The sequence below is a fragment of the Streptomyces sp. NPDC050636 genome, from assembly GCF_040654775.1.
Lineage (GTDB): Bacteria > Actinomycetota > Actinomycetes > Streptomycetales > Streptomycetaceae > Streptomyces.
Genome location: NZ_JBFAIP010000001.1, coordinates 294,279 through 308,219, shown reverse-complemented (window position 1 = coordinate 308,219; position 13,941 = coordinate 294,279). Strand labels below are relative to the sequence as shown.

Below are 13,941 nucleotides of genomic sequence, written 5' to 3'. Positions count from 1 at the left end.
TGGTGTGCGTGCGGGGAGGGGCAGGCCGTGGACTGGTTCTGGTGGGTCTTCATCTTCTTCATGGCGGGCGGCTTCGCCAAGGTCGCCGACATCGCCCGCGACGCCCTGCGCACCCGGCACGAGCGCAAGATGGAGCGTTTGGAGACCGCTCGCCAGGAGCGGCAGGAGCTGGCCGCCGCGCACAAGCCGCCGGAGCCGGTGTGCGGCTGCACCCACCACCTCGCCAAGCACGACAAGCGCGGCAAGTGCCATGAGCGGGTCGAGGTGGCGGTGGCCTGGGACGCGGACCACAAGCCGATGCAGTACGAGGCCGGCCAGTGCACCTGCCAGCAGTACGTCGGCCCGCAGCCGCTCTCCCAGATCTACGCCGAGGACCTCACCGACCTGGCGTGAGCGTCCGGTTCATGCGCCGGCGGCCGGATGCCCCAGCAGCATCGTGGGGGCGCCGGCGACCCGGGTGAGGAAGATCGTGCAGGAGTGCGGGCCGCCGCCGAGCTTCAGCTTCTTGCGCAGCTCCTCCGGTTCGACCGGCGAGCCGCGCTTCTTGATCACCGCGATGCCGACCTCGCGTTCGCGCAGCAGCGCCTTCAACTTCTTGACGTTGAACGGCAGCACGTCCGTGATCGCGTAAGCGGTGGCGTACGCGGTCTCCGTCAGCCGGTCCGCGGTGATGTACGCGATCGTTGGATCGATCAGCCGCCCGCCGACCTGTCGGGCGACATCCGCGACGAGATGGGCCCGGATGACGGCGCCGTCCGGCTCGTACAGCCACGCACCGACCGGCCCCGGCTCGGGGTCGGGCAGGCCCGCGCCGAGCAGCGAGTCACCGCCGGGGAGGAGGGTGGCGCGGCGCGCGCCGGGGGCCGGAAGCGGTGCGTCGCCACGGGATTTCGCGAACCACAGCACGGCCTCCTTCACCTCGCCGCCGTCGGAGATCCACTCCGTCTCGGCGTCGTCGGGCAGCGCCTCGTGCGGCACACCGGGCGCGATCTTCAGCGCCGCGTACGGAGCCGTACGGGCCGCCTCGACGGCCCACGACAGCGGCGGCGAATACGCCTCCGGATCGAAGATCCGGCCGCCCCTCACCTTGCTCCGGCGTGCCGGGTCGACGAACACCGCGTCATATCCGGCGGTGTCCACCTCCGTGACATCCGCGCAGCGCACCTCGATCAGCTCCGCCAGGCCCAGCGCCTCGGCGTTCGCCCGCGCCGCGGCGCAGGCCAGCGGATCGCGGTCGACGGCGAGTACGGAAATCCCGGCGCGGGCCAGCGCGAGGGCGTCGCCGCCGATCCCGGAGCAGAGGTCCGCCAGCGTACGGACGCCCAGCGCGGCGAGCCGGGCGGCGCGGTGCGCGGCGACCGACGCGCGGGTGGACTGCTCGACGCCGTTGGGCGTGAAGTACATCCGCCGCGCGTCCGCCCCGAACTTCGCCGCGGCCCGCGTGCGCAGACGGGCCTGCGTGAGGGCCGCCGACACGAGGGGCGCGTCGTGGTCGCGGCGCAGGCGGGTGGCTGTCGCCAGCTCGTCGGCGGGGTCGTAGTCGCGCAGCGCGTCGAGGAGTGTTTGCCCCTCCGGGGCGAGCAGCGCGGCGAAGGTGTTGAGGTCGGTCACCTGCACCATTGTTCCCTGGGCCGGCTTGGTTGCTCGCCGGTTCGCTGCGCTTTGCCCAGGCCGTTTCTGGCTGTCCCGCCGTGGGGGTGTCTCGCCGTTGCGCCTGCGGCGTGCGTGGTTTTTCGGGTGCGGTGACAGCCCTCCGGACTTCGTCCTGCGGGCTGTCCCCTCCCGTGGGTGGGTGGAAAGGCTGAGTGGGGGCGGACGTTGAGTGTCCAGTTCCCACGCGACTCGTCCACTGGGCGCGCGTGATCGATTACGTGCACCCCCACCGGTCTTCCCCACACTCAACGGGAGGGGCCGGACCGCAGGACGGAGTCCGGAGGTCCGGAACCGCACCCGACAGCCCCGCGCAGCGGCAACAGCCCCGCCGCAAGCACAGCGGTGGGGCGGTCAAAAACGCGGCTCAGGCAAAGCGCAGCGGATCGGCCCGCCGCAGGCGCCACGGCGAGAAACCCCCACGGCCGGACAGCCGAAAACGGCGAGCAACCAAGCCGGCCCAAGCTAAGCGCAGCGAACCGGCTCCTGCCGGCGTCGCGCCGCGTCGCTGATGCGCAGCAACAGCGCCACCATCACCCAGTTCGCGACCAGCGACGAGCCGCCCTTGGCGAGGAACGGCAGGGCCTTGCCGGTGAGCGGGATCAGGCCGGTGACGCCGCCGGTGACGACGAAGACCTGGAGGAGCAGCGCACCGGAGAGCCCGACGGCCAGCAGTTTGCCGAACGGGTCGCGGGCGGTGAGCCCCACGCGGAAGCCGCGCTGGGCGAGCAGCGCGTACAGCAGCAGGACGGCCATCATCCCGGCCAGGCCCAGTTCCTCGCCGACCGTGGTGAGGATGAAGTCGCTGTTGCCGGCGAAGCCGATCAGTTCCGGGTGGCCCTGGCCCAGGCCGGTGCCGCCGATGCCGCCGCTGCCGAAGCTGAACAGCGCGTGCCCCAGCTGGTTGGACAGGCCCGCCGCCTCGCCCTCGGGCGTGAAGGCCGCCATCGGGTTCTGCCAGGCCTCGATCCGGCCCTTGACGTGCGGTTCGATGGAGCCGACGGTGACCGCGCCGACGGTGGCCATGGCCAGCCCGCAGAGCACCCAGCTGGTGCGCTCGGTGGCCATGTACAGCATGATCACGAACACCCCGAAGAAGATCAGCGAGGTGCCCAGATCGCGCTCGAAGACCAGCACCAGAAGGCTGATCGCCCAGATCGTGAAGATCGGCGCGAGCTGGCGTCCCGGTGGCAGCTGGATGCCCATGAAGCGGCGGCCGGTCAGTGCCAGCGCGTCGCGGTTGACCGTCAGATAGCCCGCGAAGAAGACCGCGATCGCGATTTTGACGAATTCGCCGGGCTGCAGCGACAGCGGGCCGATGAAGATCCAGCGCTTGGCGCCGAAGGTGTCGCCGGGGAAGAACGCCGGCGCCATCAGCATCACCAGCGCGACGGTCATCGTCAGATAGATGTAACGCTGGATCAGGCGGTGGTCCTTGAGCAGGATCAGTACGGCGATGCAGACCGTCACCCCGATGACGGTCCACACCAGTTGGCCGGAGGCGGCCGGCGCCGTCTTCAGCCGTGGTGTCGCCGCGTAGGTGATGTCCAGGCGGTGCAGCAGCACCAGGCCGATGCCGGTCAGCAGGGTGGCCAGCGGCAGGATCAGTGGATCGGCGCGCGGCGCGAAGCGGCGGACGACCAGGTGCGGCACCAGCGCCACGAGGAACATGCTGCCGGCGAAGCGGGCCAGGCCGTCCGGCAGTCGTCCGGTGAGCGACAGCCCTGTGTAGAGGTAGCCGAAGACGGCGATCACGACGACGAGGGCGAGCAGCCATGCCTCGGTCCGGCGGCGGTTCGGCGCCTGGGCGAGCGCGGCGAACGTCATGGTGCGCTCGGCTTCGCGCTCCGGCTCCCCGGCCACCTGGGAAGCGCTCGTCAGTCCACGCACGGGATTCCTCCGCCATCGGTCGTCGGAGCCGCGGGCGCGTATATGAGGCGGTCCGGACATCGGCTCGGCAGTCGGGGAGGTAGACGAGGCAGCAGGTGGGACGGTTGCGACGGAAGCGGAAGGTGTGTCCGATTTGGCACGGGGTGGGGCGTGGGCGCCATACGTACACCTCGCCGCGCTGGCACTCCGCTTGACCGAGTGCTAACCGCGTCATAGTCTCGGCGTTGGCACTCTCCGCTGGGGAGTGCCAGACACACAGCGACGGGCAGGTCCGGCACCCGCGACGACGGATCCACCTGGTCGCCACCTCAGACAGTTAACCCCGTGAGATCTCCGAAGGGGGAGGTCGGATCGTGACGACCGCCAGCTCCAAGGTTGCCATCAAGCCGCTTGAGGACCGCATCGTGGTCCAGCCGCTCGACGCCGAGCAGACCACGGCCTCGGGCCTGGTCATTCCGGACACTGCCAAGGAGAAGCCCCAGGAGGGCGTCGTCCTGGCCGTGGGCCCGGGCCGCTTCGAGGACGGCAACCGTCTTCCGCTCGACGTCACCGTCGGCGACGTCGTGCTCTACAGCAAGTACGGCGGCACCGAGGTGAAGTACAACGGCGAGGAGTACCTCGTCCTCTCGGCTCGCGACGTTCTCGCGATCGTCGAGAAGTAGCCGGGGTCCGGGGGTCACTCCCCGGACTTGTACAGCACCCCAGTATTGCCTTGATCTGCGCCCCTGGTTCCCGCGTCTAAACAACCCGGGGCAGGGGCGCAGTTCGTTTTGAGCGATAGCGGTCGCCGGTGCGTGGCCGAGGATCGCAACGAGAGGACTTGAAGCAACCCATGGCGAAGATCCTGAAGTTCGACGAGGACGCCCGTCGCGCCCTCGAACGCGGCGTCAACAAGCTTGCCGACACGGTCAAGGTGACCATCGGCCCCAAGGGCCGCAATGTCGTCATCGACAAGAAGTTCGGCGCCCCGACCATCACCAACGACGGTGTCACCATCGCCCGCGAGGTGGAGGTCGAGGACCCGTACGAGAACCTGGGCGCCCAGCTCGTGAAGGAGGTGGCGACCAAGACCAACGACATCGCGGGTGACGGCACCACCACCGCCACCGTGCTGGCCCAGGCGCTGGTCCGCGAGGGCCTGCGCAACGTCGCCGCGGGCGCCTCCCCGGCCGCCCTGAAGAAGGGCATCGACGCCGCGGTCAAGGCCGTGTCCGACGAGCTCCTCGCGACCGCCCGCCCGATCGACGACAAGTCCGACATCGCCGCCGTGGCCGCCCTGTCCGCGCAGGACAAGCAGGTCGGCGAGCTCATCGCCGAGGCGATGGACAAGGTCGGCAAGGACGGTGTCATCACCGTCGAGGAGTCCAACACCTTCGGTCTGGAGCTGGACTTCACCGAGGGCATGGCCTTCGACAAGGGCTACCTGTCGCCCTACATGGTCACCGACCAGGAGCGTATGGAGGCCGTCCTCGACGACCCGTACATCCTGATCCACCAGGGCAAGATCGCCTCGATCCAGGACCTGCTGCCGCTGCTGGAGAAGGTCATCCAGGCCGGTGCCTCCAAGCCGCTGCTGATCATCGCCGAGGACGTCGAGGGCGAGGCCCTGTCGACCCTGGTCGTCAACAAGATCCGTGGCACGTTCAACGCCGTGGCCGTCAAGGCCCCCGGCTTCGGCGACCGCCGCAAGGCGATGCTCGGCGACATGGCCACCCTCACCGGTGCCACCGTCATCGCCGAGGAGGTCGGCCTCAAGCTCGACCAGGCCGGTCTTGAGGTGCTCGGCAGCGCCCGCCGCGTGACCGTCACCAAGGACGACACCACCATCGTCGACGGTGGCGGCAACTCCGAGGACGTCGTCGGCCGGGTCAACCAGATCAAGGCCGAGATCGAGTCCACCGACTCGGACTGGGACCGCGAGAAGCTCCAGGAGCGCCTGGCCAAGCTCGCCGGCGGCGTCTGCGTGATCCGCGTGGGTGCGGCCACCGAGGTCGAGCTCAAGGAGAAGAAGCACCGTCTGGAGGACGCCATCTCCGCGACCCGCGCCGCGGTCGAGGAGGGCATCGTCTCCGGTGGTGGCTCCGCTCTGGTGCACGCCGTGAAGGTGCTGGAGGGCAACCTCGGCAAGGAGGGCGACGAGGCCACCGGTGTCGCCGTCGTCCGCCGCGCCGCCGTCGAGCCGCTGCGCTGGATCGCGGAGAACGCCGGCCTTGAGGGCTACGTCATCACCGCGAAGGTCGCCGAGCAGGACAAGGGCAACGGCTTCAACGCCGCGACCGGCGAGTACGGCGACCTGGTCAAGGCCGGTGTCATCGACCCGGTCAAGGTCACCCGCTCCGCCCTGGAGAACGCCGCCTCCATCGCCTCCCTGCTCCTGACGACCGAGACCCTGGTCGTCGAGAAGCCGGCGGAGGAGGAGCCCGAGGCCGGTCACGGTCACGGCCACGCGCACTGACGGGCAGCCGCGCAACGGCTGACAGCCGGCGGTAGTCGGTAGAAAGGCCCCTGTTCCCGCTCGTGAGCGACGGGAGCAGGGGCCTTCCCGTTCGGTGTCCGCAGACGGCGATGCCCCGATGCCTGCGCCCCGATGTCTGCCGTGATGGCCTGACGGTCTGGTCAGAGCGCGCCGAGCTGCCGCATCAGGCGCATGATGTCGTAGTGCCACCAGCCTTCCTGGACCTTTCCGTCGTGGAACCGGAAGGTGGTGACCCCGGTCATGGTGCACACCTTGCCGGTCGGCTGGATGCCCATGAAGTCGCCCTTGTGCGTGCCGGTCCAGGTCCACCGCGTCACGACGTCGTCGCCCTGGGCGACCTGGGAGTCGAGGTTGAAGGTGAAGTCGAAGGCGGCGCGCCATGCGGTGACGTCGCTCCGCATGACGTCCGACCCGATCACGGTCTCCTCCTCCTTGAGGACGTCGTGGTCCCGGTAGTCGGCCGCGAACACCTCGTCGATGGCGTCGAGGTTGCCCCCGACGGCGATTTCGTGGAAGAACCGGCGGGCGGTTGCGGTGTTCAGCGGTTCGTCCCGGACGACGTCCAGGTCGGTGAAGGACGGCATCCCGTCGCAGAGCGCCACCATCTCCTGGAAGATCCGGTCGGTCTCCGGGAGGTGGGAGTTCTTCATCGCCTCTTCGTGCGAAGGGAATTCCACGATTTCGACGAAGTGCGACGCGTCGGACCGGTCCTTGCCGACGAGGCTGTGGGTGGCGGTCCGCTTGCCCTTGGTCTGCTCGACCCACTTGTCCATGAGTTCGTTCATGCCGTCGGGCCGTTCGGTCTTGTAATCGATTATCTGTACGAATTTCATGGCGCCTCCCTGGGTGGGGTGGGATGCGTCCAGTTTAGTGGTGAATTGAGATGTTGACGGGGTCACGCCGAGTGACTCTGCGCCCCCGGGTGCACGGGGTCCGCGAAGGGCAGGCCGGACGCGAACCGCGCCACCTCGTCCAGCGCCCGGTCGGCCATCCGGTGGAGTTCGCCGCCCAGGGAGCCGGCGATGTGCGGGGTGAGCAGGACGTTCGGGAGGTCGTACAACGGGGAGTCGGGGGGCGGGAGTTCGGGGTCGGTGACGTCCAGGACCGCGTTGAGACGGCCGGTCAGCAGCTCGGCGAGCAGGGCCGTTTCGTCGACGAGGGAGCCTCGGGCGGTGTTGATGAGGGTCGCGCCGTCCGGCATCAGGGCCAGCTCGCGGGCGCCGAGCAGGTGGTGGGTGGCGGGCAGCTGGGGGGCGTGCACGGTGACGATGTCGCTGTCGGCGCAGAGGGTGTCGAGGGTGGCCGGTGCCGCGCCCAGCCGGGCGGCCTCGGCGGCGTCCACGTAGGGGTCGTGCAGAAGGATGCGCAGGTCGAAGGGGCGTAGGAGTTCGATGACGCGGCGTCCGATGCGGGAGGCGCCGATGATGCCGACGGTGCGGCTGTAGTTGCCGGCCTCGGACAGTTCGCGATGCCAGTCGTGCGGGGCGCGCAGGATGCGGTAGCGGTGGGCGGCGTGCAGAACGCGCTTGTTGGCGAAGAGGATCGCGGCGAGGGTGTATTCGGCGACGGGCAGCGCGTTGGCGGAGGCCGCTGAGGTGACGGCGATGCCGCGTTGCCAACAGGCGTCGGTGATGTGGTGTTTGACCGATCCGGCGGCGTGGACGACGGCGCGCAGGCGGGGGGCCGCCGCCAGGACCCGGTCGGTGAGGGGCGGGGCGCCCCAGCAGGTGAGGAGCACCTCGGCGTCGGCGAGCGCGGCGGCCACCTCGGGCGTGGGGTCGGCCAACTCGTGGGCGACCAGACGCGAGTTGGTGCGCGTGAGGGCCGCGAGGCGGGTGTGGTGGCGGGCGTCGAGGAGCCGGTCGGCGATGCCGGGGCCCATGGACAGCAGCAGGGTGGGCCGGGCGGACGGGATATCCACAGGTCCGGGGGCATTGTCAGTGGTCGGGTGCATGGTGGTACCGGTGCTCCTTCGCGGTGCTCGCGGTCGCCCGGCGGTCGTCGTCATTTGACGCTGCCGGCGGCGAGCCGGCCTTCCAATGCCGCTGGAGGGCGACGAAGGCGGTGATCAGCGGGATGACGGCGAGGAGGGGGCCGGTGACGACGAGGGGTGTCCAACGGTAGTGGGACGGCTCGGCGTGGGTGTGCTGTTCCACGCGTACAGACCGAGGCTGAGCGGGCAGAGGCGCTGGTCGGAGAGCATGACCAGGGGGGAGGAAGAAGCTGTTCCACATGCCGTGAACGCCTTGATGCCCTGAGGCGAGCTGGACATCCAGGTCGCGAACTGCACCGCCGCCGCGGCCTAGTCGCTGTCCTTGGTGACCGCCCAGGTGGAGCCGCCGAGCATGCCGCTGGCCGGTTTCCCGTCCCAGGTGGGAAGTCGTCCCAGGTGGGAAGTCGTCCCAGGTCCTGGGCACCTCGATCTTGTGCTTCGCGAAGAAGTCCTTGCGGTAGTAGTACGTCTGCGGCGCTGCGTCGAAGGGCACCGCCCAGTTCTTGCCGCCGAGCGTGGTCAGTTCCACGGCCTGCGGCAGCAGCTTCTCCTTGAGGTCGTGCGTTGCACTGCACTCTCGCGCACGGCGGCATTCCCCCTCGCAAGTGGCGGCCCCGGGCGGCCGGATGGCGGCCGAGCCTGGTCCGGCCCGATCGATCGCAACACCAATCGATCATTCAATCCAATTCATCGTCCCTTCGATCTCCCCTCTCTTGACGTTCGATCGCCTGCGGCTGAAGGATTCCCGCGTCACCCGGCCACCCACCGCCCCCAGGGGAAGCCCATGACCACACCCCCCACTCCCGCCCCTCGCCCCCACCCCCACCCCTTCCCTCTCCCGCCCGAAGACCGTCGGCTCAGCCCGTACACCGGCTGGACCCGCGCCCACTGGGAGGCGGCGGCCGACGGCCTGCTGCGGGCCACCGCCCCGTACGCCTCCCCGCGCCACGGCCTGATCGCCCTCCCCGGCGCCCGCCCCAGCTCCTCCGGCACCCGTTCCGACGGCCTCGAAGGCTTCGCCCGTACGTTCCTGCTCGCCGCCCTCCGAGTCGCCGGCAACCACGGCCACGATCCGCACGCCCACCTCGACCGCTACGCGGAAGGCCTCGCCTCCGGCACCGAACACCCCACCTCCCACTGCGAGTTGAGGCCCTCACGCCCCGACTCCTGGCCTCGGATCGACACCGTCCGCCAGGCCTACGTCGAAGCCGCCTCCCTCGCCCTCGGCCTGCGCCTGACCCGCCGCTGGCTGTGGGACGCCCTCGACGACGGGGTCCGCGCCCGCGTCGTCGACTGGCTCCTGCCCGCCCTGGGCCCGTCCCCCGTCGACAACAACTGGTGGCTCTTCGGACTCACCGTCGGCGGCTTCCTGCTCGACGCGGACATCGAAACCGAGCACGCCCGCACCGCCATCGACCGCGCACTGGCCCGCATCGAGGACTGGTACCGCGGCGACGGCTGGTACACCGACGGCGACAACCGCGCCTTTGACCACTACAACGCCTGGGCCCTGCACTTCTACCCCGTCCTGCACGCCCACCTCGGCGCCGACGCCGCCCTCCTGGCCACCCATGGCGCACGCTTACGGGCGCATCTCGACCACTACACCCGCCTCTTCGACGCCAACGGCGCCCCCATGCCCTTCGGCCGCTCCCTCACCTACCGTTTCGCCGCCACCGCCGCCCCCTGGCTCGGCGCGCTCACCGGTCACACCCCGCTCACCCCGGGCGCCACCCGCCGTCTCGCCTCCGGGACGCTGCGCCACTTCTTCGACCGCGGTGCCGTCACCGAGGACGGCCTGCTGCCGCTCGGCTGGTACGGCCCGTACGGGCCGATGCTCCAGAGCTACTCGGGCCCGGCCTCCCCCTACTGGGCCGCCAAAGGGTTCCTCGGCCTGCTTCTGCCCGCCGACCACCCGGCCTGGACCGCCCCCGAGGCGCCTCTCCCCGCCGAAACCGCGAACGCCACCCTCCCCCTGGGGCGCACCGGCCTACTCGTCCAATCCACCGCTTCCGACGGCCTCGTCCGCCTGCACAACCACGGCAGCAACTCCGCCCTCACCACCACGGACCCCTATTACGCCCGCTTCGCGTACTCAACCCGCACCGGCCCCACAACCCCCACCGAATGGCCGGCCCTCCCCGACCACACACCCCTCCCCGACAACCACTTCGCCCTGCTGATCGACGGTCGCCCCACCACCCGCGGCCCCGCCACGCCACATGCCGCCGGCCCCGACTGGGCCTCTTCCACCCATACCCCGCACCACCCCGACGGCACCGAACTCCCCGGCGTCCAGGTCCTGTCCGCCACCCTCGTCCACGGCCGCACCGAACTCCGCGCCCACCTGGTCACCGGCGCCGCCCCCGGCACCCCCGTACGCCAGACCGGCTGGGCCACCACCCCCGACGGCCCGACCGCCCAACTCCACCCCGTGCACGGCTACGACACCGCACGCCGCGCACCCACCGGCAGCACCCCGTTCGGCCCCCACACCCGGACCGCCGTCCTGGAGGGCGCCACATCCACCCCTCAGGGCACCCTCTTCGTAGCCCTGGCCTCCCTCACCGCGGACCCGTCACCCGCGCCCCTCGACACACAGGCGACAGCAACGGTCACGCCCCACGAAATCCACGTCACCTGGCACGACGGCACCAGCACCCATCTGCTCTTTCCCCACCCGCCCACGGGAGGGGACGGGCCGGACGAAGTCCGCAGGCCCGTCACCGCACCCGACAGCACCGCGTAGCGGAGGCATCAACGACGCCAACGACAACGGCGCCACACCTGACAGCGCGGGGAGTCCCGAGCGCCGGCGAGTTAACGAGGTCCGTACTTCCGGCCCGTACGCGACGTCAGCCCCCCAAGCACCCCACGCGGAGCCAACTTCACCGCCCCCATCAACGCCTTGTACCGCGGGTCCGGAATGGACAGCGACTTCCCCCGCGCCAGGTCCTTCATCGCCGCATCCACCAACTTGTCGGCGTCCAGCCACATCCACGCGGGGATGTTGTCCGTCCCCATGCCGGCCCGCTGGTGGAACTCCGTCCGTACGAATCCGGGGCACAGCGCCATCAGGCGCACCCCGCTGCCCGCCAGATCCCGTGCCGCGCCCTGCGTGAACTGCACCACCCACGCCTTGCTCGCCCCGTATGTGCCGCGCGGCACGAACGCCGCCACCGACGCGACATTGACCACCGCGCCGCGCCGCCGGTCCCGCATGCCGCGCACCCCGGCGCTGGTCAGCCTCAGCACCGCCTCGCAGTGCACCTTCAGCATCGTCAGCTCATCGGCCATCGGCACTTCGAGGTACTCGCCCTTGTTGCCGAACCCCGCGTTGTTCACCAGCAGATCCACCGGACGCTTGGAGTCCGAGAGCCGCGCCTCGACCACGGCGATACCGTCCTCGGTCGCCAGATCGGCGCTCAGCACCTCCGCCTCGATGCCGTGTCGGTCGTGCAGTTCGGTGGCCTGCTCGCGCAGCCGCTTCTCATTGCGTGCCACCAGCACCACGCTGTGGCCGTCGCTCGCGAGCCGCCGGGCGAACGCCGCCCCGATGCCCGCCGTCGCTCCCGTGATCAATGCAGTCGTCATACCGGTCAACGCTATCGGCCGCGCCGCCTCCCGTAGTTGGCAGCCTTGGCCCGTGCCTCCGGATGCAGCGCGTCCCCCGCCTCCAGGAGTCGCGGCAGCAGCTCACGCTGTGTGGTCAGGGCCCGGAACGTCAGCGCGACGCTCACCTCGTGATCCGGGCGGTGCACCAGCTCTACGGGGTCCCCGGCGCGGACCTCGCCCGGTTCGAGCACCCGCAGATACGCCCCGGGCGCCGCCGCCGCCGTGAACTGCTTGATCCAGTCGTCCTCGCCGACCCACCACTGGAACAACCGGCACGGGATACGGGGCGAGGTCACCTCCAACAGCAGCCGCGGGCCGACCCGCCAGCGCTCGCCGATGCGGGCGTCGCTGACCTCGACGCCCGAGGTGGTGAGGTTCTCACCGAAGACGCCGTTGGCCAGTTCGCGGCCCAGCTCCCGCTGCCAGGCGTCCAGGTCCTCGCGGGCGTAGGCGTACACGGCCTGGTCATCACCGCCGTGATGGCGGATGTCGAGCAGCGCGTCGCCCGCCAGCCCGCTGCCCCCGAGGCCCTTGGGGCCGGGCGCGGCGACCACCACCGGGCCGTCCACGGGCCGTTTGTCGATGCCCGTGCCGCCCTCGGCGTTGGCGTGCTCGGACGGCATGGGCCGCCCCAGATTCACGGTCAGCAGCTTCATACGGTGTCCCCTCGGCGCTCCACGGACCCACGCTGAACCACGCTGGAACCACGCTAGAACACGGCAAAACAGGCCGCATGAGGTACAAACCGGCCATCGAAACCAAAGCATCGCTCCGAACTTTCACGATCACCCCAAGATTCCCTTATGCTCGAAACATGATCGAGGCCCGTCATCTCCGTGTGCTGCGCGCCGTCTCCAGGACCGGCTCCTTCTCCGCCGCCGCGCGTGAGCTGGGCTGCACCCAGCCCGCCATCAGCCAGCAGATGAAGGCCCTGGAGCAGTCCGCGGGCACCCCGCTGCTGATCCGTACGGGCCGCGAGATGCGGCTGACGCAGGCGGGCGAGGCGCTGGTGCGGCACGCCGTCGGCATCCTGGCCGGGCTCACCGCCGCCGAGGAGGAGGTCGCCGCCATCGCGGGTCTGCGGGCGGGCCGGGTGCGGCTGGTGTCGTTCCCGTCCGGCAGCTCGACGCTGGTGCCGACCACCCTGGCGAGGATGCGCGCCAAGCACCCCGGCACCCGGGTCTCGCTGGTCGAGGCGGAGCCGCCGCGCTCGGTCGAGATGCTGCGCAACGGCGACTGCGAGATCGCGCTGGCCTTCCGCTATCCCGAGGTGCGCGGCGCGGACCCGGCGGCCGCCGCCGAATGGGACGACCTCGTGGTCCGCCCGATCCTGTCGGACCGGCTGATCGGGTTGGTCCCGGACGGCCACCGGCTGGCGAAGGCCGGTACGGCGGGCTTCGCCGAACTGGCCGACGAGCCGTGGATCGCGGGCTGCCCGCGCTGCCGCACGCATCTCGTCGAAGTCTGTGAGAGCGCCGGCTTCACACCGCGGATCGACTTCGCCACCGACGACTATCCGGCGGTGATCGGCCTGGTCGGCGCGGGTCTGGGGGTCGCCGTGCTGCCCGAGCTCGCTCTGGAGTCGGTACGTCCCAAGGGGGCGACGGCGGTACGGATGGAGCCGGCGGTGCACCGGGAGATCGTCGCGCTCACACTGCCGGATCTGGCGCGGGTACCCGCCGTCGAGGCGATGCTCGATCAGCTGGCGGAGGCGGCGGGCCGCTCGCGGGCGGGGGCGCGCACGCACTGAGGGCGGGAGCCCTTACGCGCGCAGGGGCGGCTGTGCCGGCGGAGGCGGGGCGGGTCAGGCCCGAGCGGGCCCGGCGCGGGTCCGGCCTGTCGCCGGATCGACGCGGGAGGTTTGCCGGAGGCGAGCCGCTCCGGACGGTCAGCTGTGGGTGGCGCCGACGTGGCTGGTGAGGGAGGTCGCGGGGATCAGCCGGTGGCGGGCCCGGCCCATCAGTTCCTCGCGTTCGTCCTCGGTCAGTCCGCCCCAGACCCCGTAGGGCTCGCGGACCGCCAGGGCATGCGCCGCGCATTCGGCCCGTACGGGGCAGCGCATGCACACCTCCTTCGCCGATGTCTCACGCGCGCTGCGGGCCGCTCCGCGCTCGCCCTCAGGATGGAAGAAGAGCGAGCTGTCCACACCGCGGCAGGCGGCCAGCAGCTGCCAGTCCCAGAGGTCTGCGTTCGGGCCCGGGAGGCGGGAGAAATCTGCCATTGCTTGTCCCCTCGAAGCGATGCTGTTTCGGGCTCGGTGCTCAAGACCGTACATCTACTGTCTAAGTAGATGTAAATATGACTCATTGCGAATCTA

12 protein-coding genes and 2 pseudogenes are annotated in these 13,941 nt (G+C 70.5%); 5 read left to right on the top strand and 9 right to left on the bottom strand.

Features of this window, described 5'->3' with window-relative positions; genetic code table 11:
• Positions 1–27: 27 nt before the first annotated feature.
• The gene (locus AB0I10_RS01450) at positions 28–393 is read left to right on the top strand and encodes a hypothetical protein (protein WP_363150220.1); all 366 of its coding nucleotides are present in this window, start codon (positions 28–30) and stop codon (positions 391–393) included.
• A 9-nt stretch (positions 394–402) separates the two neighbouring features.
• On the opposite strand, the gene AB0I10_RS01445 is transcribed toward AB0I10_RS01450, so the two are convergent.
• Together AB0I10_RS01445 and AB0I10_RS01440 are read right to left on the bottom strand one after the other, a co-directional pair.
• Positions 403–1,620 carry a class I SAM-dependent methyltransferase gene (locus AB0I10_RS01445; RefSeq protein ID WP_363150219.1) on the bottom strand — a complete coding sequence of 406 codons (1,218 nt, stop codon included), beginning with the start codon at positions 1,618–1,620 and terminating at the stop codon, positions 403–405.
• Between the two features lie 495 nt (positions 1,621–2,115).
• Positions 2,116–3,477, bottom strand: a complete 1,362-nt coding sequence (locus AB0I10_RS01440; protein WP_363150414.1) for an FtsW/RodA/SpoVE family cell cycle protein — start codon at positions 3,475–3,477, stop codon at positions 2,116–2,118.
• Between the two features lie 416 nt (positions 3,478–3,893).
• Here AB0I10_RS01440 and groES point away from each other — a divergent pair, with 416 nt between their 5' ends.
• Positions 3,894–4,202, top strand: a complete 309-nt coding sequence (groES, locus tag AB0I10_RS01435) for a co-chaperone GroES (protein WP_010986397.1) — start codon at positions 3,894–3,896, stop codon at positions 4,200–4,202.
• A gap of 170 nt (positions 4,203–4,372) precedes the next feature.
• Positions 4,373–5,995: a chaperonin GroEL gene (gene groL / locus AB0I10_RS01430; RefSeq protein ID WP_363150413.1), complete on the top strand. Its 1,623-nt coding sequence runs from the start codon at positions 4,373–4,375 to the stop codon at positions 5,993–5,995.
• 161 nt (positions 5,996–6,156) lie between these two features.
• Here the strand turns inward: groL and AB0I10_RS01425 are convergent, their stop codons facing one another.
• From AB0I10_RS01425 to AB0I10_RS01410, 4 genes and pseudogenes are all read right to left on the bottom strand, one after another.
• The gene (locus tag AB0I10_RS01425) at positions 6,157–6,849 is read right to left on the bottom strand and encodes an ester cyclase (RefSeq protein WP_363150218.1); all 693 of its coding nucleotides are present in this window, start codon (positions 6,847–6,849) and stop codon (positions 6,157–6,159) included.
• A gap of 62 nt (positions 6,850–6,911) precedes the next feature.
• On the bottom strand, positions 6,912–7,970 hold the full coding sequence (locus AB0I10_RS01420; RefSeq protein ID WP_363150217.1) for a hydroxyacid dehydrogenase: 1,059 nt from the start codon (positions 7,968–7,970) through the stop codon (positions 6,912–6,914).
• Positions 7,971–8,043: 73 nt separating this feature from the next.
• Positions 8,044–8,250: pseudogene (locus AB0I10_RS01415) on the bottom strand (carbohydrate ABC transporter permease); the annotation flags it as partial.
• Positions 8,251–8,321: 71 nt separating this feature from the next.
• Positions 8,322–8,574, bottom strand: a pseudogene (locus tag AB0I10_RS01410) (hypothetical protein); the annotation flags it as partial.
• 219 nt (positions 8,575–8,793) lie between these two features.
• Between AB0I10_RS01410 and AB0I10_RS01405 the strand changes: the two are divergent.
• Entirely contained in the window at positions 8,794–10,758 is a 1,965-nt protein-coding gene (locus AB0I10_RS01405) for a DUF2264 domain-containing protein (RefSeq protein WP_363150216.1), read from the top strand.
• A 71-nt stretch (positions 10,759–10,829) separates the two neighbouring features.
• Here AB0I10_RS01405 and AB0I10_RS01400 read toward each other — a convergent pair whose 3' ends face one another.
• Entirely contained in the window at positions 10,830–11,603 is a 774-nt protein-coding gene (locus AB0I10_RS01400) for an SDR family NAD(P)-dependent oxidoreductase (protein ID WP_363150215.1), read from the bottom strand.
• Between the two features lie 11 nt (positions 11,604–11,614).
• Positions 11,615–12,280 carry an MOSC domain-containing protein gene (locus AB0I10_RS01395; protein ID WP_363150214.1) on the bottom strand — a complete coding sequence of 222 codons (666 nt, stop codon included), beginning with the start codon at positions 12,278–12,280 and terminating at the stop codon, positions 11,615–11,617.
• Positions 12,281–12,438: 158 nt separating this feature from the next.
• Between AB0I10_RS01395 and AB0I10_RS01390 the strand changes: the two genes are divergently transcribed.
• The gene (locus AB0I10_RS01390) at positions 12,439–13,374 is read left to right on the top strand and encodes a LysR family transcriptional regulator (RefSeq protein ID WP_363150213.1); all 936 of its coding nucleotides are present in this window, start codon (positions 12,439–12,441) and stop codon (positions 13,372–13,374) included.
• 138 nt (positions 13,375–13,512) lie between these two features.
• On the opposite strand, the gene AB0I10_RS01385 is transcribed toward AB0I10_RS01390, so the two are convergent.
• Positions 13,513–13,845 (bottom strand): WhiB family transcriptional regulator, encoded by a 333-nt coding sequence (locus AB0I10_RS01385; protein ID WP_363150212.1) that lies wholly within the window; start codon positions 13,843–13,845, stop codon positions 13,513–13,515.
• Positions 13,846–13,941 lie beyond the last annotated feature (96 nt).